Source organism: Desulfatiglans sp., from assembly GCA_012513605.1.
Classification (GTDB): Bacteria; Desulfobacterota; DSM-4660; order Desulfatiglandales; family HGW-15; genus JAAZBV01.
This window is the reverse complement of sequence record JAAZBV010000153.1, coordinates 1-24,622: the sequence shown is the minus strand read 5'-3', so window position 1 is coordinate 24,622 and position 24,622 is coordinate 1. Positions and strand designations below refer to the sequence as shown.

24 protein-coding genes are annotated in these 24,622 nt (G+C 42.1%); 14 read left to right on the top strand and 10 right to left on the bottom strand.

What is annotated here, in order from left to right; all coding sequences use genetic code 11:
* Positions 1-469: 469 nt before the first annotated feature.
* Positions 470-1,285 carry a methyltetrahydrofolate cobalamin methyltransferase gene (locus GX654_20170; protein NLD39179.1) on the top strand — a complete coding sequence of 272 codons (816 nt, stop codon included), beginning with the start codon at positions 470-472 and terminating at the stop codon, positions 1,283-1,285.
* 134 nt (positions 1,286-1,419) lie between these two features.
* Here GX654_20170 and GX654_20165 read toward each other — a convergent pair whose 3' ends face one another.
* The 3 genes from GX654_20165 to GX654_20155 all read right to left on the bottom strand — a co-directional run bounded on the left by GX654_20165 (position 1,420) and on the right by GX654_20155 (position 3,874).
* Entirely contained in the window at positions 1,420-2,157 is a 738-nt protein-coding gene (locus tag GX654_20165; GenBank protein NLD39178.1) for a hypothetical protein, read from the bottom strand.
* Between the two features lie 194 nt (positions 2,158-2,351).
* Positions 2,352-3,155, bottom strand: coding sequence for an EF2563 family selenium-dependent molybdenum hydroxylase system protein (locus GX654_20160; GenBank protein NLD39177.1), 804 nt, complete (start codon positions 3,153-3,155; stop codon positions 2,352-2,354).
* Positions 3,156-3,160: 5 nt separating this feature from the next.
* On the bottom strand, positions 3,161-3,874 hold the full coding sequence (locus GX654_20155) for a DUF1573 domain-containing protein (protein NLD39176.1): 714 nt from the start codon (positions 3,872-3,874) through the stop codon (positions 3,161-3,163).
* 578 nt (positions 3,875-4,452) lie between these two features.
* Here GX654_20155 and GX654_20150 point away from each other — a divergent pair.
* From GX654_20150 to GX654_20135, 4 genes are all read left to right on the top strand, one after another.
* Complete coding sequence (locus tag GX654_20150) at positions 4,453-5,085, top strand: cobalamin-binding protein (GenBank protein ID NLD39175.1); 633 nt, start codon at positions 4,453-4,455, stop codon at positions 5,083-5,085.
* 116 nt (positions 5,086-5,201) lie between these two features.
* Complete coding sequence (locus GX654_20145) at positions 5,202-6,281, top strand: methyltransferase (protein NLD39174.1); 1,080 nt, start codon at positions 5,202-5,204, stop codon at positions 6,279-6,281.
* A 22-nt stretch (positions 6,282-6,303) separates the two neighbouring features.
* Positions 6,304-7,353, top strand: a complete 1,050-nt coding sequence (locus GX654_20140) for a methyltransferase (GenBank protein ID NLD39173.1) — start codon at positions 6,304-6,306, stop codon at positions 7,351-7,353.
* A gap of 1,522 nt (positions 7,354-8,875) precedes the next feature.
* Entirely contained in the window at positions 8,876-9,085 is a 210-nt protein-coding gene (locus GX654_20135; protein ID NLD39172.1) for a hypothetical protein, read from the top strand.
* Between the two features lie 16 nt (positions 9,086-9,101).
* Here the strand turns inward: GX654_20135 and GX654_20130 are convergent, their stop codons facing one another.
* The 5 genes from GX654_20130 to GX654_20110 all read right to left on the bottom strand — a co-directional run bounded on the left by GX654_20130 (position 9,102) and on the right by GX654_20110 (position 14,052).
* Positions 9,102-9,377, bottom strand: a complete 276-nt coding sequence (locus tag GX654_20130) for a hypothetical protein (GenBank protein NLD39171.1) — start codon at positions 9,375-9,377, stop codon at positions 9,102-9,104.
* Between the two features lie 57 nt (positions 9,378-9,434).
* Complete coding sequence (locus GX654_20125) at positions 9,435-11,075, bottom strand: DUF4445 domain-containing protein (GenBank protein ID NLD39170.1); 1,641 nt, start codon at positions 11,073-11,075, stop codon at positions 9,435-9,437.
* A gap of 127 nt (positions 11,076-11,202) precedes the next feature.
* A complete protein-coding gene (locus GX654_20120) occupies positions 11,203-11,739 on the bottom strand; it encodes a glycosyltransferase family 2 protein (GenBank protein ID NLD39169.1) in 537 nt (178 codons plus the stop codon).
* Between the two features lie 2 nt (positions 11,740-11,741).
* Positions 11,742-13,247, bottom strand: coding sequence for a phytoene desaturase (crtI, locus tag GX654_20115; GenBank protein NLD39168.1), 1,506 nt, complete (start codon positions 13,245-13,247; stop codon positions 11,742-11,744).
* 13 nt (positions 13,248-13,260) lie between these two features.
* Positions 13,261-14,052 carry a hypothetical protein gene (locus tag GX654_20110; protein ID NLD39167.1) on the bottom strand — a complete coding sequence of 264 codons (792 nt, stop codon included), beginning with the start codon at positions 14,050-14,052 and terminating at the stop codon, positions 13,261-13,263.
* Positions 14,053-14,132: 80 nt separating this feature from the next.
* Here GX654_20110 and GX654_20105 point away from each other — a divergent pair, with 80 nt between their 5' ends.
* Both GX654_20105 and GX654_20100 read left to right on the top strand, forming a co-directional pair.
* Positions 14,133-15,494, top strand: coding sequence for an aldehyde dehydrogenase family protein (locus GX654_20105; GenBank protein ID NLD39166.1), 1,362 nt, complete (start codon positions 14,133-14,135; stop codon positions 15,492-15,494).
* Between the two features lie 5 nt (positions 15,495-15,499).
* Positions 15,500-16,150: an alpha/beta hydrolase gene (locus tag GX654_20100; GenBank protein NLD39165.1), complete on the top strand. Its 651-nt coding sequence runs from the start codon at positions 15,500-15,502 to the stop codon at positions 16,148-16,150.
* Between the two features lie 53 nt (positions 16,151-16,203).
* Here the strand turns inward: GX654_20100 and GX654_20095 are convergent, their stop codons facing one another.
* Positions 16,204-16,632: a pyridoxamine 5'-phosphate oxidase family protein gene (locus tag GX654_20095; GenBank protein ID NLD39164.1), complete on the bottom strand. Its 429-nt coding sequence runs from the start codon at positions 16,630-16,632 to the stop codon at positions 16,204-16,206.
* A 204-nt stretch (positions 16,633-16,836) separates the two neighbouring features.
* Here GX654_20095 and crtI (GX654_20090) point away from each other — a divergent pair, with 204 nt between their 5' ends.
* From crtI (GX654_20090) to GX654_20070, 5 genes are read left to right on the top strand one after another with little or no spacing between them, the layout of a single operon-like run.
* A complete protein-coding gene (gene crtI / locus GX654_20090) occupies positions 16,837-18,354 on the top strand; it encodes a phytoene desaturase (GenBank protein ID NLD39163.1) in 1,518 nt (505 codons plus the stop codon).
* Positions 18,351-19,319, top strand: coding sequence for a DUF523 and DUF1722 domain-containing protein (locus GX654_20085; protein ID NLD39162.1), 969 nt, complete (start codon positions 18,351-18,353; stop codon positions 19,317-19,319). The genes crtI (GX654_20090) and GX654_20085 overlap by 4 nt, the downstream gene beginning before the upstream one ends.
* A 30-nt stretch (positions 19,320-19,349) precedes the next feature.
* Complete coding sequence (locus GX654_20080) at positions 19,350-20,273, top strand: protein-ADP-ribose hydrolase (protein ID NLD39161.1); 924 nt, start codon at positions 19,350-19,352, stop codon at positions 20,271-20,273.
* A complete protein-coding gene (locus GX654_20075) occupies positions 20,251-21,129 on the top strand; it encodes a hypothetical protein (GenBank protein NLD39160.1) in 879 nt (292 codons plus the stop codon). Before GX654_20080 ends, GX654_20075 begins: the two co-directional genes overlap by 23 nt.
* Positions 21,130-21,160: 31 nt before the next feature.
* The gene (locus GX654_20070; protein ID NLD39159.1) at positions 21,161-21,514 is read left to right on the top strand and encodes a hypothetical protein; all 354 of its coding nucleotides are present in this window, start codon (positions 21,161-21,163) and stop codon (positions 21,512-21,514) included.
* Positions 21,515-21,520: 6 nt separating this feature from the next.
* Here the strand turns inward: GX654_20070 and GX654_20065 are convergent, their stop codons facing one another.
* A complete protein-coding gene (locus GX654_20065) occupies positions 21,521-22,066 on the bottom strand; it encodes a hypothetical protein (GenBank protein NLD39158.1) in 546 nt (181 codons plus the stop codon).
* Between the two features lie 245 nt (positions 22,067-22,311).
* Here GX654_20065 and GX654_20060 point away from each other — a divergent pair, with 245 nt between their 5' ends.
* Together GX654_20060 and GX654_20055 are read left to right on the top strand one after the other, a co-directional pair.
* Complete coding sequence (locus tag GX654_20060) at positions 22,312-22,557, top strand: hypothetical protein (GenBank protein ID NLD39157.1); 246 nt, start codon at positions 22,312-22,314, stop codon at positions 22,555-22,557.
* Positions 22,558-22,668: 111 nt separating this feature from the next.
* Positions 22,669-24,622 (top strand): DUF342 domain-containing protein (locus tag GX654_20055; GenBank protein ID NLD39156.1); only part of this gene is annotated, 1,954 nt, incomplete at its 3' end.

Genomic DNA, 24,622 nt, shown 5'->3' with positions numbered 1-24,622 from the left:
CATCAGATTAATCAGGCGAATAATTAAAATATAGCAAGATTCCTGCCATAGGGATGCCAAAGGGGGTTTGATTAATTAAATCAGCATGTTATCGTTATAGTTATAAGGGGGGTTTGGAAAAACACAAAAAAATAGGGTAACCCAGCGAAAACATGTCAAAATCTTGACCGGGATAGTGCCTTGCTATTCTGTAAAAAAAGAATAAATTCAAGGCCAACACTCTTGTATGCTTAACAATATTATAGAAAAGGCCAGTCGTGGAGGAGTTCATTTTGGTTTGACATCCTTTATTAGAAATTTTATAGTGCATTGCCTGAAAAACAGGAACAGGAAGCCTTCACAGGCCCTTTAAAAGGCTGATTATTATCAGGGTTCAATCATCTTGTTTTCCCTGCTAAATTATCAACCGCATGTTAGATATTTTATGATTTTTTAATTTTTTAATCTTATAGAAAACGGAGAAATTACAATGATTATTATTGGCGAAAAAATAAATGGATCAATACCTTCTGTTGCCAAAGCCATAGAAGCGAGGGACGGGGAGTTCATTAAGAATCTGGCAAAGGTTCAATCAGCAGCAGGTGCTAATTTTATTGATGTGTGCGCCTCAGTTGCCCCGGCTATTGAATTTGAAACCCTGAAATGGATGGTAGAGCAGGTTCAGGAGGCCACAGATACCCCTATAGCAGTTGACAGCCCTAATGCGAAACTTTGTGCTGAGATATCAAAATTTTGTAAAAAACCGGGCCTGATCAATTCAGTCTCTATGGAAGGTACCAAGGTAGAAGATGTTTTTCCTGTTATTGCTGACAGTAAATGGGAGGTTGCTGCCCTCCTGTGTGACGATGCCAATGGAATTCCAAAGACCGCTGCAATACGCATTAAGATACTTGAAGACCTTATGGCAAAGGCAAAGAAATATAATATTGATCCCTCCCGCCTGCATATTGACCCTTTAGTGGAAATGCTTTGCGCATCAGAAAATGGCATAAATATGCTGATTGAAGTAATTAAAGAGATAAAGAAACGTTATCCCACTATTCATGTAACAGGGGCTGCAAGCAATGTTTCATTTAATCTTCCTGCCCGTAAGGTGATGAATCAGGCATTTGTTGTTGTTGCCATGACCGCCGGTATGGACAGCGTAATTCTTGATCCATTGAACAAGGATATGAGGGGCCTGATCTTTGCCACAGACGCCCTGCTTGGCAACGATATGTTCTGTATAGATTACATAAATGCCTACAGAGAGGGAATATTCGGTGTCCCGCCAGTAAAAAAATAAGGCCAGTTAAAAATAAAAGGTGTCAGAGGTAAATCCCTGGCACCTTTTATTTTAGATCCTTGAAAGTATTTAAAAAACCCTTTCTGAAATATCAGAAAGGGTTTTTAGCTTGAGTTGGCGTTTAGACTGTTCTATTAAAAAGTATAAGTACAGGTAAAACCCCCAACAAAGTGATCAGAGTTACCCTTGTAATCTCTTAATTCATCTCTGGAATCTGGTGTAACCCCAAAAATGTATGAAAGAGAGGGTGTCATACTTAAATGGTCATTAATAGGAAGGACCATTGATGCGGTAATATTTCCATCATGTACTTCATTGTAGGAACCATCATCAAGATCGTAGTATCCAATTGATGCAGAGAGATCCAGGTTGTACAGGGGTGTAATAGCATAGGAATGTGATACACCAAAATTGACATACCAGCCTTTGGCTGCATCAATATCCTTGTAGAATTTAAAGCTTGGATTCAGGTAACCTTCAAATGTTGCTGTGAAAAAAACCTCCCGAGTATCTTCAGCACCCTCTTGTTCAATATCATAATAAATATAGCCCACTCCCAATTTGATTATTTCATATGTCCAGTTGTATGATAATGTAAAATCGGTTTCATTGTAATCAGTTCCTGTATCGTAGTAATCCGTATCAAAGTTTCCCCAAACATTTAAGTTGAAACCACGATATCCAAAAGTTACTGATGGCTGGATAACTATACTCTCATCACTTAAGGCATAACCACGCCATACATACTGAGAAAAAACACCTACATCAGCTGATATTGAGAGTGAGTCATCCTCTGCAAATGCATGCAAAGATCCAAAGGTGAAAGCAATAAGACTAACCATAACCAAAGTTTTCAACAATTTTTTGTACATTTTTCCCTCCTAGTTATACTTGTTTTATTTTGCCGAGTGGTCAAGTCTTCGGTTGAATTGGATGAAGTATATGGAGTTCGGCCCTTTATGTCAATTGAAAATAACTCAACCATGTTTTAGAGCTATTGAAATGTATGTCGGGTCAGGATAAACATGCCTGCATAATAAATCTGCTTTGCCGGGTGAATAAAAACCTAATTATATCTTCTTGTGATGGCATCGATTACACTGGCGGTGATCTTGTTTGCCTGTGGTGTAATCTTGAAGCATATCTCCCTGTTGCTGCCGGGGTGTATATCCCCAAGCTTCTGCCCCTCTTTTACATTGGCTGGGGTGCGTATAAGGCCCCATACCACCCCCGGGATAGGAGACTGAAGTTTTTTGTCTCCCACATACCCTATTGTATCCCCTTTGCTTACAGGGTCTCCGATATTTTTTTCGGCATAAAGCACGCCTGTTCCAGGACTTAATAAAAGCCTTTCGAGGGATTTACCCTGCACCTCTGTGGGTATGCCTGTGTGTTCTTCAGCGCATCCTGATTCTATGATGGTGCCAAGGCCGGGGATATTAGGGTTTGTTTCAATAACATAATGGACGTCTCTCCCCGCACAAAATCCCGGGCCAAGGGCTATTACTAGTGGCGCCTGCTCTATGAATGTGCCGGTGTTTCTCTTTGCCATTATGCCATCAACAATAATATCGGGGCGTATATCCTGTAGCAGCATATAATCAGGGGATACAAGGAGAGGGATCGCCCCATTTGATAAAATTGAATTTATGGAATCCATGGAGTGTCTGGATCTCTCAACCCTGATACCCTCTATCTCTTTTCCCTGCTCAAACGCCGCTTCTGAAAAACAGACACCCCTTCTTTCTGCCAGGGGATTTTCTATATCTGTCATGATAATCCGTCTAAAACCCTGGGAGAAGAGCCCCCATGCCACTGCACTTGCCTTTTCTCCGGCACCTTTTATTAAGATTGTTTTGTTTTTATCCATTGCTTTTAATTGATCTCTATTTTAACCCTTATCTGTTTGCTGGGATAAACAGTGCTGTCTGTTTTAAGTGATATAAAATCTCCGAACTTTCCTTTTTCCTTTTTTAAACTTTTAACCTTAACCACATATTTATTCAGATTAGAGTCCTTTGCCTCGGTGAGCCGGACAGATATATAACCCTTTTTTGATTCGGCTGAGACCACCCTTACGGGGTGCCTGCTGTCATGTGTGATCAATACCTCTGCTTCCAGCTCTCCTCCCTCCCTGCCAGAAAGGATTACCACATCAGGCCTGATAATCAATATAGGGTCTACGTGCCCTGTAATTGCAAGGTCTATCACTCCATTATCCGGGTCATCAGTTTCAACTCGTATCTTATGTTCCACATCCTGTCCACCTGATCCCCTGCTGTCAAAAACCACGGAGATAGTGCCTTTACTTCCCGGCGCTATCTCTTCAGTGAAGGATGCCACTGCACAGGCACAATTGGATTTTACTTTTAACACCCTCAGGGTCAAATCACCACGGTTTTCAATTATAAAATCATGGGGCACATCCACACCCTCAAGGATTGTCCCGAAATTAAAGACCTTTTCGTCAACAAAGTCGGCAGTGGACGAGTAGGTGGTGCGCGGTAAGCCTGCTATCAGTAAAATACTGAATATGATCAAGGCATATAAGAAATAACGAATATTGAGAACCATGTAACCTTTTTTCATCTTTAATTTCCTTTTTCACAGTATGAAAATCTTGTTCAAACATAGCATCTAGTAATATGTTTATCTATTTTTTTATAAGGGGATACCTTTTTTTGAAAAACAATAGGAGAAAATATTAACTCCGTCAAGGGGTTATCGTTAAAACCTTTTTCCATAGATGGTACCATTATGATGATCGTATATACAAGATATAGTTTTTTTTAATAAGCTAGGGGTTAAAAAAATTTTTCGGACTACAGGTAAAAGTGTTTCCTGTATATCTTAAAACATTGACATTATTGATGTAATGGACTAAATAATTTCAAGCAAATGTATCTGACGATACATGTAACCAGCGGATTGAGCAGTATCTCATTCTGTCTGTCAGCAGGAAAATATTTTAACCAGGCATTTCTTATGCTGGCAATGAAAACATGAATGAAGAGCGCATTCTGGACCCTGTCAGAAGGGATATGCCGGGTCTTCTTTACGCTACAGAGATACTGTTTAAGAAGGATGATTTCTGTCTGGAATTAATCAATGCGTACAGTGCAGAATTGTTCAGTTTAAAAAACTATAAAAGGAAAGGGAGGCATTAAATGTCTAAATTAGCAGAAGTAAAAGAACTCACTGAAAAGGGAAAACAGAAACTTATAGCTGAGGCTGTAAAGGGTGCTCTTGAAGAAGGCAATGAAGCGACTTTGATTCTTGATACCATGATCGCAGCAATGGCTATTGTTGGTGACAAATTCAAAAGATCTGAGATATTTGTTCCTGAAATGCTCATGGCAGCCCACACAATGAAGAAGGGTGTTGAGGTATTACAGCCACTGCTTGCAAGCCAGGCATCTGTATCTCTTGGGACATGCATCATCGGTACAGTAGCCGGTGACCTTCATGATATAGGTAAGAACCTCGTAACACTGATGATTGAATCAGCAGGTTTCAAGGTGATAGACCTTGGCGTTGATGTATCAACAGACAAATTTATCGAAGCCATCAATTCAACCCCTGAGTGCAAGATTGTTGCCCTGTCATGTCTTCTTACAACAACCATGCCGGCCCTGTTAGATACAGTAAAGGGCCTTATTGATGCAGGCCTCAAGGAAAAGGTAAAGATAATTGTTGGCGGTGCACCCATTACACAGGCGTATGCTGATGAAATAGGCGCTCACGGTTATGCAGAGGATGCAGCATCTGCCGCTGACCTGGCAAAAAGTATTATTGCCTAAGCAGTAACTTTTTTATTTAAATCTGTCCCGTTTATATCAGGCGGGACAGATTTTTTATTGTTTTATCCTTCCTTTTTTGACTTGATCTGATACTGATCACATTGAGGAGACTTCCTATGGTTAAAATCCCCTTTTCACAAGATGAACTGAAGATTGTAGGCGAAATCCCAGGGTTTTTCCCCGGGTCACCAGGTGTCCCTGTTTTTAACTATCCTGTAACATCAAGAGAGGCATATTGTTCATTTTATAAAAGAGAACCTATATGGCAGATACTGCCATCTGATACCCTGATGTTTAATCCAAAGATCATCCCGGATAACATAGCAAGGGCATTTGTTATAGAGAGCTTTGTGCTTGATCGTAAAGATTACGGCGGAAAGGATATGTTCGGTGTTGAATGGGAATATGTTGAGGTGGCGACAGGTTCAATGGTTAAGCCAGGTTCGCCCCTTTTAAAGGATGCAAATGAATGGGAAGATAAACTTATTTTCCCTGATATAGATAAATGGGACTGGAAAGGTTCTGCTGAAGCAAACAGGGAGCACGTTAAAAAATGGAACCGCTTTGTTCAGCCATTTTTTCTTACAGGTTTTTATGAAAGGCTAATCTCTTTTATGGACTTTGACAATGCCGTTGTTGCACTGATTGATGAAGACCAGAAAGAGGCGGTAAAGGCGCTGTTTGAAAGACTCACAGACCTTTATATCGGAATTATCGACCGGATGATAGATTATTATGGCATACACGGCATCACCATACATGATGACTGGGGTGCGCAGAGGGCGCCGTTCTTTTCACCTGCTACCGCCCATGAGATGATAGTGCCTGCCATGAGAAGGCTTAACGACCATCTCCATGACAGGGGTATTTTTACTGATCTACACTCCTGCGGCCATATCGAGATAATGGTCCCGCAGATTATTGAGGCAGGGTGGGATTCATGGGGCCCGCAGCTCATGAATGACTCACAGATGCTCTATGAAAAATATGGAGATAAACTGATTATAGGCATTAATCCGCCGCCTCTTCCACCCGATGCAACTGAGGATCAACAGCGTGCAGCCGCAGCAGACTTTGTTGAAAAGTACTGCAATAAGGATAAACTGGCAATGCTCAATTTCTATGCCATGCCACTGCTCACCCCTGCATTCAGGGAGGAGCTTTACAGGCTGTCCAGGAAAAAGTTTGGGGGATAGTAATTATACAGGAGAGATTGTTATGAACAGAATACCCTTTTCAGATGATGAGTTGAAGGTAATTGGCGAATATCCCGTGCCCTTTCCGGGGATGCCGCCGCTACTAAAGTATAACACCCCAATCACACCAGCCCAGAATTATGAGATGGTAATAAGGGGTGAAAGGCCGTTCTGGCTACCCACCATGAGTGATATCAACATGTCTATGGGCGGGTTTCTGCCTGATAATGAGGCACGGTTAAAGGGTGGTAAGGATTTTTTCGGGCTGGAGTGGGTCTTTGTACCTGTTGCTGGGGGGGCAACACGCAAACCAGGTGCGCCCTATATTACAGACATGAACACATGGAGAGAGAAGATCGCCTTCCCGGACCTCAATCAATACGACTGGAAATCCTTGAAAGATAATTTCAAGCCCGATGATGACAGGATATCCTTTGTCACAATACTGAACGGCATATTTGAACGCCTTATCTCATTCATGGATTTTGCAGGCGCTGCCATGGCCATTATTGATGAGGACCAGGAGGCTGCAATAAAAGAGTTCTTTGATGTGCAGGCCGATTTTTACATAAAGCTTGTTGATAAATATATGGAATATGGTAACCCCAGGATAATATCATTTCATGATGACTGGGGTTCACAGATGGCGCCATTCTTTTCAGCGGACACAATAAGAAGGATGATACTTCCGTCCCTTAAAAGGGTGTTATTTCATATCCAGAAAAGGGGTGCATTTGTTGATATGCACTCCTGCGGAAAGACAGAGTCCCTTGCTCCTTTGTACATAGAAGCTGGCGTACAGACATGGACACCACAGCCCATGAACAACCAAAAAAAGCTCTATGAAAATTATGGTGACAAACTCTTTTTAGGTGTCTCGCCGCCGTATGTTGACCCTGAGGTATCAGAAGAAGAACTCTATGCTGCACTGAAAGATTTTATAGATTTTTACTGCCGGCCCGGCAAACCGCCTGTGGCGGTGTATGCAATGTCCATGCATAAAAAAACACACCCGAAGCTGGGTGAGGCCATATACAAACTGAGCAGGATAGCGCTGAATAAGTTAGCTTGATTAAATTCTTTTGTATTTCAAATCTGTTGAGATGCAAGCGGGTATGCGGTTTAAGGTTAAAGGTTTAGGGGGTATGGGAACGGTCACGACCGTTCCCTAGACATATAATTATTTTCATATTCGTCATTCCCGTGAAAACGGGAATCCATTTTTGCTGATTTCCCTGAGCAACTGCGGATGTCAGGTAGAATACCCGTTCCGTAAGGCAAACGATTTCATTGAGTGCTTTTTGGTGTTCCTTCTTTAAAAGATTTCCCGCCCCACGGTGGGAGGGTCAATGGGATATGCAAGGAAGGTGGTTCAGGTAAATAATTCGACATCCTTTAAATTGATGACAGCGTCATATTGTCAGGTTGCTTTACTTTACATTATCTCCAAGCTAAATTTATGAAGAAAAAATAGTTAAAATAGTTCTCCTCGACTTTAATTATCTCCTATATTTTAACAAATATGGGGTGGGGTCTTTTTTAAAGGAAGTGTATTACAAAGGAGGAAAGAATTTATCTTCAAGTAACATATCCGAATCAAAGCACAGAAAATGCTTTGTTGAAGAATATTTTCGTGAAACAATAAGAAATATAAATCGGGAGCATGTTACCGTTTTACTGACTACTAATTGGAACTTCATGGATGCTAAAATGTTAAAAATAAAAAGAAAAAAGCTCGGCAGGTCGGACTATTAAACCGACAGTCTTTTATCAATGTTTAAAAATGAAAAACAATGAAATACCTCGTAGCAGAGCTGCGGGGAATTAGACCCAAAGAGATTAAATAAAACCTTTAATGACGCATTTTATTAAATCTTGGTTGGAATGATATCGGGTTACTTCGTTTAACCAGACTTACATACTATATATACTTTATATACAAATGAATAGCACATCAGTTTCAATGAAATACGTTGGATTTTGCGACATACTAGGTTTCTCTTCAGCGGTCTTGAAAGATTTTGATATTACAATTAGCGTTTATAAAGAACTTAAATATGAACTCAGTAATATGTAGTTTCCTTCTCCAGTAAAGGTATCGGTATACTCTGATTCTATTCTTGTCGTTGGATCTGAATTGCCACCCGTCCTTCATACTATTGTTGAATTGTATATGATTGCATTTACCCATGACTGGCTAATTACAGGCGGCATCACCTAATGACATTACTGGGAAGAAGTGGAAAATGGCAATTTCTTTGTTGTAAGTGGTGCGCTTGTGCGTGCGGTGGAGATTGAAAAAAATATAAAGGTACCTGCAGTTGTATTATCTGAAGAAATTTCTCTTGATATTAATGCGTGGGTACCTCGATTTGCATTTGGAATCTTTCAAACTCCTATTCTTTATTATAAAGGATTAACCATTGTGAATCCTTTCAATCTATTTTGGTTCAGAACAGCTTGCAATATTGGGTGCTGATTTACTCATTTTCACAAAATTATTTTGTACTCCGAGAGAATAAAATCTGCTCAATGAACATACCCGTTATGAATTTATTGTAAAAGCTGCCAGCTTTGCCGCTGGTGCGGTCTCCTTGTCATCACTTGATTCGTTTAGTGCAAACCCATCTCCTATTTCAAAATTACCAAAGCGTGTTTTAGGAAAAACGGGTGTAGATGTGCCCATATTCGGCCTTGGTGCAGATGGCATGGTTACTGACACAACCGATGCTGATAAACTGCTTAGTTATCTTGAGGAAGTTTTGAATTCAGGGATAACATTTTTTTATACTGCTTATATCTAAGAAGGTAATGCAAGTCTTATTTGATCTCAACCGGCAGGATAGCTCTGACCCAATCAGGCATTGGATCGGCTTTAATATCATATCTTCCGGGTTTCATCACAGCTATTTGTTTAAATCGATTTTGTTCTGAAGAGTTATCCAAAATCCATGCCTCATCCACCAGTGTTAACGCTGTTTTGATGTTCTCCATTGTCCTTGGGATACGGGAATATATCTTTTCTGAAGGCACGCTATGACCGCCTTCTGTCATCCGCTGATACACCCTGGCTTCATTCAGGCTCGAATCCACCATCCGCACTCTCAGCTATTTGATCTTCCAACTTTCAGCTTTGGACTTTGAGCTTTGCGCTTACTCCTTTGCCTCATCAAACCCCGTATTCTCAACAAATTTCTGCATAAACCCCGATTGTTCCGCAAGGTTCATATACTGGGTTTTACTCTTTATCTCTTCAGCCTCAAAGCGGGTATTTTTATCCAGCAGGGCCAATACCGCACCCTCCCCTGCAAGGTTATCAGTAGAAACAACCTTTCCCAGTGTATCAAGGTCAGGTAGCATGCCAATAGTAACAGCGCTTCTCCAGTTAAATGCGTTTCCGAATGCCCCGGTCAGTATGGTACGGTCAATCTTTTTTATGCCCACCTTATTCATAAGCTCCCTTATGCCTGTTATAACCGCTGCCTTGGCAAGCTGCACCTGCCTGATATCATGCTGGGACACAAATATCTCCACCTTGGCCGGGTTGTTATCTTCCGGTATAAAGACCACCCTGGCCATACCCCCATCCCTATCAGAGATGGTATACCCTGGGGCATTTTTATTAAAATTACCCCCTGATTTCACAATGCCGCTTTTGATCATTGCGGCAATAAGGTCAAGTATGCCTGAACCGCAGAAACCCAGAGGGGGCTCAATATCTTCGCCGATAGTTTTGTAGCTGAATTTGTATGTAGCAGGGTCAATGTCACATGCGCTTATGGCGCCCAGAGTTGCCCTCATTCCGCATGAAAGCTGTGCCCCCTCAAGGGCAGGGCCTGTTGCACAGCTTGTTGTCCACATACCCTCTTTATTCCCAAGGACTATTTCGCCATTAGTGCCAAGGTCGACAATCAAGGTCATCTCATCACGTCTGTATGGCTTGTTTGCAAGCACACAGGCAAGGGTGTCGCCGCCCACAAACGCTGCTATTATCGGGAGTATAGTAAAACTTGTGCCCGGCCTGAACCTGAGCCCCAGTTCCTCTGTTTTGAATTTTATCTCAGAAAAGGTAGCAGGTGTAAAAGGCGTCCTTCCAAGCCTGCTCACATCAAGCCCGGCAAGTATATGTTCCATGGTGGTGTTGCCCGCAACTATAAGACCATATATATCATCACGATCGCCATTTACCTCCTTCAGACAGGTATCAGCAAGGTATGATATCGCATCAAGTGCAAGGCCCTGGAGTCTTTTCAGGTTTGCAGGGCTCTTGCCGGCAAAGTTGATCCTGCTTATCACGTCATCCCCGTACCTCCGCTGCGGATTTATGGTTGCCCTTGAGGCAAGTATATGACCTGTTTTAAGGTCACAGAGATACCCGGCAACAGTGGTGGTTCCAAGGTCTACTGCAAGTCCCAGATATCGTTTGTCTGCTTTAAGTTCCAGGTATGGGTTTACAGGGTAAGGCCCAGGAAATACCTTTTTTGCCTCAACATGCCCTTTATCCTGGCCTGATTCAGGCAGGCGCACCATCATGGGCCTGTCAACCACTACCTGGCAAGCCAGCCTGTAACCGGATGTAATAAGTCCTGATGAAAGATGTTCCTGCTCAACATCGTTAAGGTCAGGCAGCCCCTTTGTAATTACAATAATCCTGCATTTGCCGCAGACCCCATTGCCACCGCAGTCTGCCCTGAGATCAACATGTTCAGCGAGCGCATCCATAAGGGTTTTCCCGGCCTCAGCCATTATCTTTTTACCTTCAGGTAGCACAGTAATCTCGTGATATTCAGCCATTTTCCAACTCCAAAAAGTTATTTTAGGGGTCTACAATAGCTTTCTCCTATAAACAGTGTCAATGGGAAATGCTTTATTACCTGTGTATAGAATGGTGGTTTATTTAAGGGCTTTAATATTTTTTCTTTTAATTAATCCTTCTGCCTTTCCATTCAACCGGTTTATTTGAGCTGAATACAGAAAAGGCCTCATAGGGTTTTTTAATCCTGTGATAAGGAAATATGGAAATTACACCTGAGCCCTCATGATTGGCTATAATCCTTTCAAGTCCATCCGGCTCCAAAAAGGTATCGGCATCAAGGAAAATAAAGATATCACCCTTTGCCTGCTGTGCCCCCTGATAACATACCCAGGGTTTTCCAAGCCATCCATCTGGAAGAGGGGTTGAATATATAACATGTGCACCATTTTCCTCCGCTATCCGGGCTGTTCCATCAGTTGAATTGTCATTCACAACAATAATTTCAAAGGGAAGGAGGGTCTGATTCTTTAATGATGTAAGGAGCACAGGAAGGTTGTTTTCTTTATTTCTTGCAGGAATAATGATGCTGATTTTGGGGATAAGGATAGGGCTCTTTTTTTTAGTCACCAGTGTGGGAAATCCATAAAACAGGAAAAGACCTGCAAGCAGCGATATAACCAGATATACCCCTAACCATAACATAGCTATACAGCTCTATCGGAAAATTCTTCATCTATCATCTCTGCAACATTCTGGCCGCAGAGGACCACCATCGGCATACCGCCGCCCGGGTTAACAGAGCCTCCGGTAAAATAAAGGTTTGTGTATTTTGTACTTTTTTTTGGGCATTTCATGGCAAAATTCTTTTTTATATCTGAGACCACGCCATATATGGAACCGCCATTTGAGTAATAGCGTCTTTGTATATCCTCGGGCGTCCACATATCCTCAGTGATAATACTCTCCCTCAACCCCGGAAGGGCGGTTCGTTCCATCTTTTCAAGTATCCTGTTCCTAAGCGCGACATAATTCTCTCTGGAAGGGTTCCCCTCTTTTTTCAGATGCGGAATATGGGGAAGTATCTTTATGTTGTCGCACCCCTCAGGGCAAACTGAAGCATCTGTTCGTGAAGGGGCAACCACATAGAGGGTAGGGTCTTCGGGTATTTTCCCTTCATCAAAAACAGTGCGGAAATGTTTCTCCTGATCCTTTGCAAAAAAGAAGTTGTGGTGAGCAAGCTGAGGGAATGGCCTGTTTGTGCCTATGTGAAGCACAAGACCTGAACATGCAGGTTCAAATGGTTTCAGCTTGTCCAGGAACCCATCATCTTCCTTGAGGAGCTTCTCATAGGCCGGTATCACCTCCATGTTGGAAACAATTATATCGGCATCATGAACTGTACCATCTGTAAGCCTGATACCTGTAACACGGCCTTTATCCTTTGTTACCTCTACAACCTCTGAGTTAAGGTTTATTGTGACACCGAGATCTTTTGCAAGGCGCTCCATGCCAAGGGCCAGGTTATACATGCCTCCTTTCACATACCAGAGATCATATCTGAACTGAATGGTAGGCATGAGGTTCATGAATGCAGGGGAATTAAGAGCGGATGAGCCCACATATTTTATAAAGTAATCCATGATGTCAATGAGGTAGGGGTTTTTTAAACGCCTTTTGTTGCGCTTATGCATGGTTGTCCAGTAGTCTATCACAAGCAGATTTTTAAGGCTGTAAAAGGATACAAAATCCTGTTTTGTATCAAGCCCCCTTTCAAAATATCCCTTTTCTATAAGGTCATACTGTTTTGCTGAGTAGTCCAGATATTCAAAAAATCCTTTATCAAGCTCAGGCCCGCCAAGTTTTGCAAGCTCCCTTTTCATCTCAACAGGGTCCATATGAAGGTCAATAATTGTGCCATCCTCAAAGAAATTTCTCCAGTGCGGTGTCACTGTTTCAATGGTCACATCCTCCTCCATGCGCCTTCCCGCCCTTGTCCAGAGGCGTCTGAAGTAATGGGGAAGGGTAAGTATGGATGGCCCAAGGTCAAATGAAAAGCCATCCTTTTTAAGGACATTGAGTTTTCCTCCCACTTTGTCGTTTTTTTCAAACAGATGAACCGAATACCCCTTCTCTGCAAGAGAGATTGCAGCCGAGAGACCACCAAGGCCAGCACCTATTACAATAACCTTTTTACTGATGTTTGAAGCCATAATATTGAACCTTTCATTTATTTGAATTTGATGATTCCAATATTTTCATACCCCTTAAGGCCAGAGGATCAACCGGATTTACATCTAGGGCCTTTTTATAATAGTCATGCGCCCTGTTATGTTTTTTCTGGTGAAAGAATATATCACCTATAAATGCTAAACATGTGCTCCTGCCCCATATTGGAAGAAGCTTGTCCTTTGAGTTCTGCGCTTCAATCTTAAATAATCTTTCTGCTTCAAGCAGGTGTTCAAGAGCCTTGTCACGGCCACCCAGTATCTCTGGGGCATTCCACAGGCTGGTGCCTGTGAGATAGTGTACCCTGGGATTTAGTCTATCAAGAGCAAGCGCTCTGTCGCGATCCTTGCCCACTTTTGGCCCCTGTGAAAAAACTGAAGAGGGTTTCATCTTAATAAGAATACCTCTTAAAACCCCGCGCAGCGCATAGCTTTCGCTGAAATCAGGTGATAGCTCAATGGCCTTTGAAAGGATCTCGATGCCCCTTTTTGCATTCTCAATCCCTAGTTTTTTGTCAGTAGGCTTTTTCTCGGTAAAAAGATCTTGCTGGGCAAGAAAAAAATAAACAGTGCCTGCCCAGTATTCTGCAAGGCCGTCCTCTTTTCCGGACTTAATGGCCTCGTTAAAAATCGCAAGGCTTGATTGGAATTTATTTTTATCCCACTCATTATAGCCATTATTAAAGGTCTTGATCCCCTGCATCAGGAGCCTTTCATGATCACCGGCAAATGCATTTTGCACAGGTAAAAAGAGCGCTGCAATAAAAACAGGGATAAACAGTACTGGCATTTTACGGGACATTTTTTCCATTTGCGCATTATGTCATAATAGCATAATTATAAATAGCAATTTTCTTGAGGTAAACACTCATGTTTGAATCATTATACAGATTTTACAGTTCAGGAAAGACTCTGCCTGTAGATTTCCGCCGGTCATGCCTGGAATCATTAAGCCATGAAGTTTTAAAAAGAGAAGATGAGATTCTTCATGCCCTTTATATGGATCTTGGTAAACCTGCTTCAGAGGCATATGTATCAGAGGTGGGTTTTGTACTGAGCGAGATCAGCTATGCCTTGAAAAACCTTCACAAATGGATGAAGCCTGTCAATGTAAAAACCCCAATCATGTTTTTTCCCGCCAGAAGCCGGATTGTGCCTTCTCCAAAGGGTGTAGTCCTTATTCTCGGCCCCTGGAACTACCCCTTTCAGCTCCTTTTTACACCCCTTATCGGCGCCATTGCATCAGGTAACTGCGCAGTGCTCAAGGCATCGCGCCATACACCATATATTTCAAAGGTAATGAATACAATAATAGAGGAGACTTTTGATCCTGACCACTGCCGCTTTGTGGCTGGAAATGATGAATCGGCAAGGGAGTTAATTGATTTGAAATGGGACCATATCTTTTTTACAGGCAGCACTGAGGTGGGGCGGATGATAATGCAAAAGGCCGGTAAAAATCTAACGCCTGTTACCCTGGAGCTTGGTGGTAAAAATCCCTGCATTGTCTTTGATGATGCGGATTTGAAGGTTTCTGCAGAGCGTATCGCATGGGGGAAATTTATGAATGCAGGCCAGACATGCATTGCCCCGGACACAGTCTACTGCCATGAAGATGTCAGGGAAGAATTTTTAGATATACTAAAGGGTGTTATTCGCCGGTTTTACGGGGCAGACCCCAAAAAAAGCCCTGATTTCGGAAGGATTATAAATGCTCATCATATAGAGAGGCTTGCCTCTTATCTTAATTGCGGTTGCAGTGTTGTTGCAGGGGGGAGGTATGATGCGGATGAGCGCTATTTTGAACCCACTATTGTCACGGATGTTCCTGAAGATGCCCCGGTTATGAAGCAGGAGATATTCGGCCCTATCCTGCCTGTAATCGGGTTTAGGGATACAGAGGATATTATTTACAGGCACAGGAGTAAACCTCACCCGCTTGCCCTTTATATATTTACGAAAAAAAGGGATTACCAGGATATGCTAATACAGGCAATTCCATCCGGGTCAGTGGGTATAAATGAGACAGTAAAGCAGGGTGCAACACACTATCTGCCCTTTGGAGGTTTTGGAGAAAGCGGCATGGGGCGGTACCATGGAAAGGCATCCTTTGAAGCTTTTTCACATTTTAAGACGGTACTCTGTTCGGGCTATCGTGGGACAGGCTTTCATTACCCGCCCTATGGAAACAGTATAAAATTCATAAAAAAGATATACAGGCTTTTTGGCTGATAAATATGATCACATATAGGGTCGCAACATTGTTCCTTTCCCTTTTCATCATCACAGGCATGGTTTATCTGATGGCATGCCTCTTTTATCTTTTATTGCACAGATACTTTGTTATATTCCCATCCCGAAGACTTTTAAAAAGCCCTTCGGATTATGCGCTTCAATATGAGGAGGTCTCTTTTTATATAAAAGACAATGCCCTTATTTATGGTTGGTACATCAAGGGTGAATCCATTGATAACTGGAAGGATTATACCATACTTTTTTTCCCGGGCAACAAGGGCAACATGTCCGATTTTCTATTGCAGGTAAAACACCTGGCAGAGACAGGTTTCAATGTTTTATTATTTGGCTGCAGGGGCTTTTCTTCAATAGCAGATGTAGCCGCAAGGGCTGTAAAGTGGCTACTCCTTAGAATCCTTACCAGGGAGCGGTTTGATACAAAAAGGTATCTTGCAGGGGTTCATTGCCCGGTCATGATTATACACAGCCGTGAAGACAAAGCGATCCCCCCTTGTGATGCTGAAAATCTTCTAGCAGCAGTTAAGGGCAAAAAGAAAAGGGTGGTTATTTCCGGCCCCCATGCAAAGGGGCTTGAGTATGATTCAGCGGAATATATGAAGGAGTTGAAGGGGTTTTTACAAGCAATATCGTAAAAATTTATTTTATATCTAATGCAGGCTAATTAATTTTCATCCTTAAAAACCAGCTACCGAATGTTTTCAAAATAGGAGTCTGTAAACCCGTCAAGGAGCTGGAAAGAGTCTATCTTAATGGAAAAGACACATGATGATTTTTCATTGAGAAAGACCGCAAGTTCAGGGTGCTGCGCTATAAGCCCCTTTTTGACAAGAGAAAGGGTTTCTTCATTCTCTATATGTGAAAAACGGCCTGTTACTGTCAGTGCCTTTGTTGATTCACCTTTTCTGCTGGCCCTGGTATCTATTAAAAGACTTACCGAGCCGTTTGCCTGAAGATTTCTATATTTATCCGAATCCTTGCTGGTAACCATGTACAGATATTTACACTCTTCATCAACTGTATATGCCATTAGAGAACAATGAGGTTTATTATTCATGACCGTGGCAAGCACACAGTATTTTTCATCCCTTACCATCTGTTTCATTTTTTCTATCATTTTTTTTAGGGACCTCTTATTTTCCATTTTTACTATTGACCAATATTAGGATAATATCGACCATTATTCAACCGGTACGCTTACGATATATGCATTTTATTTAGCCTTGATTATTGAAAACGAAAGTGTCAGATATTAGTATAATCTTGTTATTATGAGAGGATTCTGTTAATTTTAATGCCTATTCTGATAAGGAGAATACCTATGATTTCACATTCATCAGACAGCAAATTGTCATCTAATAAAAAGGTCATTATAGTGGGAGCAGGCCCCGGAGGACTTTCTGCAGGGATGCTTCTCGCCTCAAAAGGGTATTCTGTAGATATCTATGAAAAAGAGGACAAAACAGGGGGAAGGAACTCCTTTTTCAAACTTGGTGATTATACATTTGATATTGGCCCTACCTTTTTAATGATGAAGGATGTGCTTGAGGATATTTTTATAAAGTCCGGTAAAAGGCTTGAGGATTTTGTTGAGGTCACACAACTTGACCCCATGTACAGACTGAGGTTCGCTGACGGAAGAGAACTCTATCCCTCTCCTGATAAAGAAAAGATGAAAAGGACCATGGAACAGTTCTCTCCAGGAAGTTTCAATGGATACCTGAAATACCTGAAAAAGGAAGAGGTAAAATACAATAAACTTATACCATGTCTCTCCATACCCTATGGCCGGATAGGTGATTTTTTTAAGAAAAACCTCCTTTACGCCCTGCCATATCTTGATGCACATACAAACCTTTACAATGTCCTGTGCAGGTATTTTAAAGACCCGGATACCAGAATAGCCTTCACCTTTCAGGCCAAATATATCGGCATGTCGCCATGGTCAGCACCCGGGCTCTTCAGTATCATATCCTACATAGAGCATGGAGATGGAATATTTCATGTTAAAGGAGGCCTTAACAGGTTATCTCATGGTATGGCTGAGGCGGTCAGGCAATCTGGTGGCCGAATACATCTGAACACACCCGTAAAAAAGGTTATTGTAGAAAACAGAAAGGCAACCGGTGTTGAGCTGGAAAATGGCAGAACAGAAAAAGCCGATTATGTGGTTATAAATGCAGACTTTGCGCATGCCATGACCCATATTGTGGATCAAAAAGAGAGGCGAAAATGGACCGATGAAAAGATTATGAGCAAGGATTACTCATGCTCTACCTTTATGCTCTACCTGGGGGTAAAAAAGGAGTTCAGGGATATTCCTCACCACAGCATCATTTTTGCAAAAGACTATAAACGTAATATTAATGAGATCACGGAGGAAAAAATTCTATCAGAGGATTTTTCATTCTATGTGCAGAACGCCTCTGTAACTGATAAGACCCTTGCGCCGGAAGGTAAAAGCGCTATCTATGTCCTTGTTCCAGTCCCAAACAAAAAGGGCATAATAGACTGGGAAAAGGAGAGGATTCCATTTAGAAACAGGGTCGTTGAGGCCCTTATCACAAAGGGTGGATATAAAGGGCTTATTGAAAACATAGAAGAGGAAAAGATAGTAACCCCTGATGACTGGGAAAATGAGCACTCTGTTTATCTCGGCGCAACCTTCAATCTTGCCCACAGCATAAAACAGATGCTCTATTTCAGGCCACATAATAAGTTTGAAGAGTTTAAAAACTGCTATCTTGTGGGCGGCGGCACACATCCCGGAAGCGGTCTACCTACAATTTATGAGTCGGGCAAGATCTCTGCCGGGCTTATAATGAGGGATGGAAAATGAAGAGAGATGGATGGCAAAATGAGCCGGTAAAGGTGGGGATAAGCGCCTGCCTGATGGGAGATGCAGTCAGATATGATGGCGGCCATAAGCATGACAGGTTTCTGACCGACACCCTCGGTCAGTATGTGGAATATGTCAAGGTATGCCCTGAGGTGGAGTGCGGTCTGCCCGTGCCCAGGGAGAGCATGCACCTTACTGGAGATGCTAAATCACCCCGTCTTGTGACTGTTCGAACAAATATTGACCACACCGAAAGGATGGTCTCATGGGCAAAAAGGCGGGTAAAAGAGCTTGAAAATGAAGGGCTGTGCGGATTCATCTTCAAGAGCGGCTCCCCCAGCAGCGGCATGGAAAGGGTAAAGGTCTATAATGAAAAGGGCATTCCAGGCAATAATGGGGTAGGAATGTTTGCCGGAATCTTTATGGAACATTTTCCATTAATACCTGTGGAGGAAGAAGGGCGGTTACATGACCCTGTTTTAAGGGAAAATTTTATTGTCAGAATCTTTACCCTTAAGCACTGGCGTGAGGTTATCAAGGAATCAAGGAGCCTGGGTAATATAGTGAGCTACCATACAAAGAATAAACTTCTTATCCTGTCACACAGTGAGGTGCACTACCGCAAGATGGGCAGTCTTGTGGCCAAAGGAAAGGGAGTGCCCATCAAAGAATTATATAATGAATATGAAACGCTGCTGATGGATGCCCTTAAATTGAAAACCACCCGAAGCAAAAATTGTAATGTTCTTCAGCATATTTTAGGATATTTTAAAAAGGAGCTGACCTCTGATGAAAAGCAGGAGCTCCTTGATATCATACTGGATTATCAAAATGGTTTTATACCCCTGATTGTTCCGATAACGCTCATCAATCACTATGTTCGCAAGTATGGGCAGCCTTATCTTAAAGAGCAAACATACCTTAACCCTCATCCCATGAATCTCAAGCTGAGAAATCATGTCTGATAAAAGCGCGGGAGTTAAAAAGCAGATAAAATGAAGAATGATTTTTTGCCCAAAGGAGTTACTCTTTCCAGTTATAAATCCCGAATAAAACTCAATGAAAAATACATGCCCGAATCGGCAAACTCATTAACCCCGGATGAAAAGAATGCAATTATAGACTCCCTTCTGAATACCCTGGTAGCAGAAGAAAGGCTTTATGATAAACAAACGATCCCTGAAAAGCCTGAGGATAAAAGAATGCTTATCAGGTCCTTACTCAATATTCGTCCTCCTGGTGCGATGCGGCAATCATTTATCAACAAACTGGACATGCTGCTTCAGCATGAGCTTAAAGAGAAGAGCCTTACAGACAGCAGCGCCCTCTTGCCTGTATCAAAAAGATTCCCCGGCAACCGGCTTAAAAATCCTGACCTTATCTTTTTATGGAAGGGGGATATTACATCTCTCAGAGTGGACGCTATAGTAAATGCCGCAAATGACCGAATGCTAGGCTGCTTTCAGCCCATGCATAACTGCATTGATAATGTGATTCACAGTGCGGCCGGGCCGCTTCTCCGTGAAGATTGTAAAATTATCATGGATATGCAGGGGAGACGGGAAGATACCGGGGATGCCAAGATAACAAGGGGCTACAACTTACCAGCAAGGTTTGTGATCCATACGGTTGGTCCAATAATCAGAGGAGACGAGGTAGCTCAATATCAGAAAGAGGAGCTCGCATCCTGCTATATCAGTTCCCTAACTCTGGCAGCGCAGATCAGGGATATAAAATCCATAGCATTCCCATGCATATCAACCGGGGTCTTCAACTTTCCACAGGGGCTCGCGGCAGAAACGGCTGTTAAAACTGCGGATGAGTGGCTTTATAACAACCCCAATACCTTTACGCAGATAATTTTCAATGTCTTTCTTGAGGAGGATTTTAATTTATATGAACGAATATTCAGGGGATAGGGTAATAGAGATCATTGCGGGATCTATCAGGTCAAGCGAGCGCATACTTATTGGTGGCGGGGCAGGGCTCTCTGCATCTGCGGGGATAGACTATACAGACACTAAGACCTTTTTAAAACTATTCCCCAAATGGGTGCAAAAAGGCTATCGCATGCAGTATGAGTTTATAGGCTTTGAGGATTGGACAGAGGGGGAGAGATGGGCATACTGGGCAACCCACATGAACCATGTATTTTATCAATTCCCAATAAGCCCTGTATATGAGAAACTCCACGAGATAGTAAAGGGGAAGGATTTTTATGTAATCACCTCCAATGCGGACGGTATGTTTATAAGGTGCGGGTTTGAGCCTGAACGGGTCTTTCAGGCACAGGGTAACTACGACAGGCTAATGTGTATGGAACGCTGCACTCATGAGACATGGCATGCAAAACCATATATCGACAAGGCGTTGGCGGCCATTGATCATGAGGCATTCAGCGTGGCTGATGAGGCAATACCCCGCTGCCCCAGGTGCAATGGCAAGATGACCGTGGCATTCAGGCAGAGGGAGGATTATGAAGAGTGGGTGAATGAGTATGAAGATTGGATAAATGGCATTATGGATAAAAGGCTTACTGTTATGGAGTTTGGTGTGGGGTTCAATACCCCCGGTGTTATAAGGAGGCCATTTGAATATCTGGTCTATTCACATGACAATGTGCTTTTTGTAAGGGTTAACAGGTCGTACGTTAATTACTCCAATACCGGCCATCCCCAGATACCCCATGAGATCAAAAATAAGTCAATATCTGTTAACGGTGATGCTGCGGAATTTATTGAGAGGTTGCATAATTTTATAAAACAAAGTAAATAATCATTGTTTTCAGGTAGTTAAATTTAGTAAAATGGGAAAAACACAGGGCCGGATATCTATGGAAAACAATAGCGAAAAAAGAAAAGAAGAGAGGACATCCATTACGATGTCAAGTGTGGAATTCTCAGCAAATACACTTGAACTTGTCTATCAGTTTAAGATAATTGAAACATCTGCTTCAGGTATGAGTTTTATTATCAAAGAGGGGTCTGCCGTGCTTGGACATATGAAGGAAGGCATGGTAATTGACATGAAGTTTTACCCAGATGGTGTAAGAGAGGCCCCGATGTTTCTTAAGACCAAGATAATGCATATTACAAAATCCGAAACAAGCCGATACCGTGGCCATTATCAGGTGGGTATAATGCTGGTGGATAGTAATTAAAGGGCCTTATTTGATAGCATCCTCGTAGCTATTGCCTGTCCAGCGGCAAATGATGCTCCCTATGATAATATCTGCATGATTCAATGTCTGAGTGTTAAGAATGCCAATTAAGTTAGGATGGCCGGGCCTGTCAATCGGGATATAGGGGACAATGGTTGGAGCGATATTTTCTAATTTATCCTCTGTTGCCTTATATATCTTTAAGGCGCAATTCCCTTTTTCAGTGCAATATTCAGAATGGCCCAGATAGGAAAATATCTCGTCACTATTGTCACCATCAATATCCTTCAGTGCAATGAATATCTTTAGTTTTTTACCAATAGCATTTTCTGCTTCATTTATCTCTTTCTCATTGGCTTTTATTATCATATCTCTTTGCTCCTGATATCTTGTATCGGAAAAGAGAAGCCAATTAATATCTTTTAGCTCTTTTTTAGCGGCAGCCCCATTCTTTGTAAATTCTGCTTTGTTATCAGCAAGGCAGGGTGCAGTTAGAACTGTGATAATAATTAATTCAATGATAATTATTTTTAATTTATATATTTTTTGCATATTAAACTCCCCATACTTCTATATAACAGGAAACCGATAAATATCATACCCTTATTAATAAAAAGTAAAATAAGATTTTAGCATCCTGTTAAACAAGGTTTTTATATGACTCAAAAATTTAATTAATTAAAAAACAAAAATAAAAAAATCATTTTAAGCGCTAACTGTTGGCCTTTCACCACAAGATGTAATACTATCCTTTTATCCATGAATTAAACCGATAACCCATTTTTAAGGAGGCACACATGCTAAAACATACCATCAAGATATTCACTATGCTCATAATAATATTAACCCTCGTCATCACCATGTTTCCCGGGTGCAAGGGCTCTGACACACGTGACAAGGTGGATGATACGGTAGAAGAGCTTGCAGGTAAAAAACAGGTGGACAGAATGAAAGAGATGGAAAGGGATATAGGCAATATCACAGAAAAGGAATCAGAGAGGATGGATGGCCTGGATGATGATACTGTTTCGGAGGAAGAATAGTATCTTGCCTTGAAATGAACATGACATATTTTATTAAAGATTATCAAGGGTTTATACGATGTATATAAAAGAGATGTAATATTTTATCATTTTTTTACACGGTAAGCTGTTATGAATTACAGGGTCCGCATAAAATCAAAAAGCAGGAACGATGCCATTACCGAAGGTGCGGAAATGCTGGGCGTTGACCCTTCAAATGTGTTTGCACTTGAGGAGTCCCCTGAAAATTGGGTTGTAATCATTAATGATTCCCCTGGCGAGTATGAACTGGAAATCCGTGATGACAAAATGGCGGCCATACTGAGGAGTGTTACTCCCCCTGCGGGAAACGGGCGCCCTGTAACAAATGAAGATATAGAAAAGGCCCTCTCAGACATGGGGGTAACACATGGCATAGAGAGTAATACAATAAAGAAGGCACTGGATGAGGTCAATGCTACAGGTAAATTACAGGGAAGTGTAATTATTGCAAAAGGGGACCCGCCTCAGAAAGGTGAAAAGGCCCGGATCGATTTATTGATCGGTCGTGATGCCTCTAATAAAGAGCCAAGGGCATCCGTTATGGTAAAGCCGGGCCAGGTGGTTGCAATAAAAACCCCGGCACATTCAGGCGCCCCCGGTAAAAACATATTCGGTGAGGATGTCCCCTCACTCCCTGGCGATGATATATCCCTTTTGCCAGGGGAGAATATTGCACTAAAAAACAGGGAGACAGAGTATGTTTCCCTTGTCTATGGCGCAGCAAGGTCAACATGGCAGGGGGTTTCTGTTACTGATCTCGTAAGTGTCAGCAAAGATAAAATGTATGTGGAGATGCCTCTTTTTCCTGTTCTTTCGGATAACAGCAGGCTGACTCTGGATGACATCACCAGTATCCTTAAAGGCAAAGGGATAAAACACGGCATAGACTTGTCTGCAATACAAGCAGCTTTTGAAAAAGGGGAGCCTGTTGATAACTTCAGGGTGGCCGAGGCAACCCCTGCAAAAAACGGCATTGATTCAAAGGTGGAATTTCTTTTCAGGGTCAATGGGCTAGATCCGAAGGAAGCTGATCAGAAAAAGAGCGGTGGATTTATTCCTGAGGTTGAAACAAGGGATATTGTATTAGGAGGGGAGATACTTGCCCGCATAATTCCCTCTGTAAAGCAGGAAGACGGGAAGAATGTAACAGGCGAGGTAATAAAGGCAGTCAAACCTGAAGAGCTCAAGATCAGGACAGGCGCCAATGTTGAAACAAGAGAGAACGGTTTTGTATTTGTAGTTTCCGAAGGCATCAAAGCCGGGTATCCTGAATATTCAGGCGATACTATATCTGTGATAAACCCCCTTGAGATATCCGAAGAGAGATTATCTGCAAGCGTAATGCTCTATACCTCATCTTCAAATAAAAGGGCTATGACAAGCGAGCTTGTAAGGGATATCATAGAAAGGGCAGATATCAAATTTGGCATTACTCTAGATGAGTTAGAGGGCTTTCTATCATCTGATGGTAAAAAGAAATTTCCTCCAAAAAAAATAACTGTTGCAAAGGGTATTGCCCCTGTTCACGGTGAGGATGCCGTAATCAACATCAAGTTCCGCAAGGGTAAAGAGGCAGGCAACCTTGACAGTAATACCGGGCGCATGGATTTTAGGGAGCAGTCATCTATACATAATGTAAAAAAAGATGAACTACTTGCGGAAAAGGTACCCCTCACAGCAGGCACTGATGGAAAGGATATATTCGGAGAGATAATCCATGCGGCCCCAGGTAAAGATTGTAAACTCAATTTCGGGACAAATGTTATTCTGTCTCCAGACGGTCTCAGTCTGGTCTCCGGTATGGACGGTATGGTGGCTATCCAGGATGGTAACAGGATATCTGTCACCCAGAGCCATGAGGTACAGGGTGATATAGACATGAATACAGGTAATCTTACAATGGATGGGTCGCTTGTTATCAAAGGATGGGTTTCTTCAGGTTTTTCTGTGAAGGCAAGCGGTGAGATACATATAGGTAAGGGGGTGGAGCAGTCTGTAATAGATGCTGGAGCCGGGCTATTTATACATGGGGGGATTGTGGGAG

Excerpts from the sequence above, each read along its gene's own strand:
- GX654_20085 (NLD39162.1), top strand. The coding sequence starts at position 18,351 with ATGAAGAGAGATGGATGGCAAAATGAGCCGGTAAAGGTGGGGATAAGC.
- GX654_20065 (NLD39158.1), bottom strand. The coding sequence starts at position 22,066 with ATGCAAAAAATATATAAATTAAAAATAATTATCATTGAATTAATTATT.
- GX654_20125 (NLD39170.1), bottom strand. The coding sequence starts at position 11,075 with ATGGCTGAATATCACGAGATTACTGTGCTACCTGAAGGTAAAAAGATA.
- GX654_20160 (NLD39177.1), bottom strand. The coding sequence starts at position 3,155 with ATGGATAAAAACAAAACAATCTTAATAAAAGGTGCCGGAGAAAAGGCA.
- GX654_20155 (NLD39176.1), bottom strand. The coding sequence starts at position 3,874 with ATGAAAAAAGGTTACATGGTTCTCAATATTCGTTATTTCTTATATGCC.
- GX654_20120 (NLD39169.1), bottom strand. The coding sequence starts at position 11,739 with ATGTTATGGTTAGGGGTATATCTGGTTATATCGCTGCTTGCAGGTCTT.
- GX654_20070 (NLD39159.1), top strand. The coding sequence starts at position 21,161 with ATGGGAAAAACACAGGGCCGGATATCTATGGAAAACAATAGCGAAAAA.
- GX654_20145 (NLD39174.1), top strand. The coding sequence starts at position 5,202 with ATGGTTAAAATCCCCTTTTCACAAGATGAACTGAAGATTGTAGGCGAA.
- GX654_20110 (NLD39167.1), bottom strand. The coding sequence starts at position 14,052 with ATGCCAGTACTGTTTATCCCTGTTTTTATTGCAGCGCTCTTTTTACCT.
- GX654_20075 (NLD39160.1), top strand. The coding sequence starts at position 20,251 with ATGAACGAATATTCAGGGGATAGGGTAATAGAGATCATTGCGGGATCT.
- GX654_20165 (NLD39178.1), bottom strand. The coding sequence starts at position 2,157 with ATGTACAAAAAATTGTTGAAAACTTTGGTTATGGTTAGTCTTATTGCT.
- crtI (NLD39163.1), top strand. The coding sequence starts at position 16,837 with ATGATTTCACATTCATCAGACAGCAAATTGTCATCTAATAAAAAGGTC.
- GX654_20130 (NLD39171.1), bottom strand. The coding sequence starts at position 9,377 with ATGGTGGATTCGAGCCTGAATGAAGCCAGGGTGTATCAGCGGATGACA.
- GX654_20060 (NLD39157.1), top strand. The coding sequence starts at position 22,312 with ATGCTAAAACATACCATCAAGATATTCACTATGCTCATAATAATATTA.
- GX654_20170 (NLD39179.1), top strand. The coding sequence starts at position 470 with ATGATTATTATTGGCGAAAAAATAAATGGATCAATACCTTCTGTTGCC.
- GX654_20105 (NLD39166.1), top strand. The coding sequence starts at position 14,133 with ATGTTTGAATCATTATACAGATTTTACAGTTCAGGAAAGACTCTGCCT.
- GX654_20100 (NLD39165.1), top strand. The coding sequence starts at position 15,500 with ATGATCACATATAGGGTCGCAACATTGTTCCTTTCCCTTTTCATCATC.
- GX654_20140 (NLD39173.1), top strand. The coding sequence starts at position 6,304 with ATGAACAGAATACCCTTTTCAGATGATGAGTTGAAGGTAATTGGCGAA.
- crtI (NLD39168.1), bottom strand. The coding sequence starts at position 13,247 with ATGGCTTCAAACATCAGTAAAAAGGTTATTGTAATAGGTGCTGGCCTT.
- GX654_20080 (NLD39161.1), top strand. The coding sequence starts at position 19,350 with ATGAAGAATGATTTTTTGCCCAAAGGAGTTACTCTTTCCAGTTATAAA.
- GX654_20095 (NLD39164.1), bottom strand. The coding sequence starts at position 16,632 with ATGATAGAAAAAATGAAACAGATGGTAAGGGATGAAAAATACTGTGTG.
- GX654_20150 (NLD39175.1), top strand. The coding sequence starts at position 4,453 with ATGTCTAAATTAGCAGAAGTAAAAGAACTCACTGAAAAGGGAAAACAG.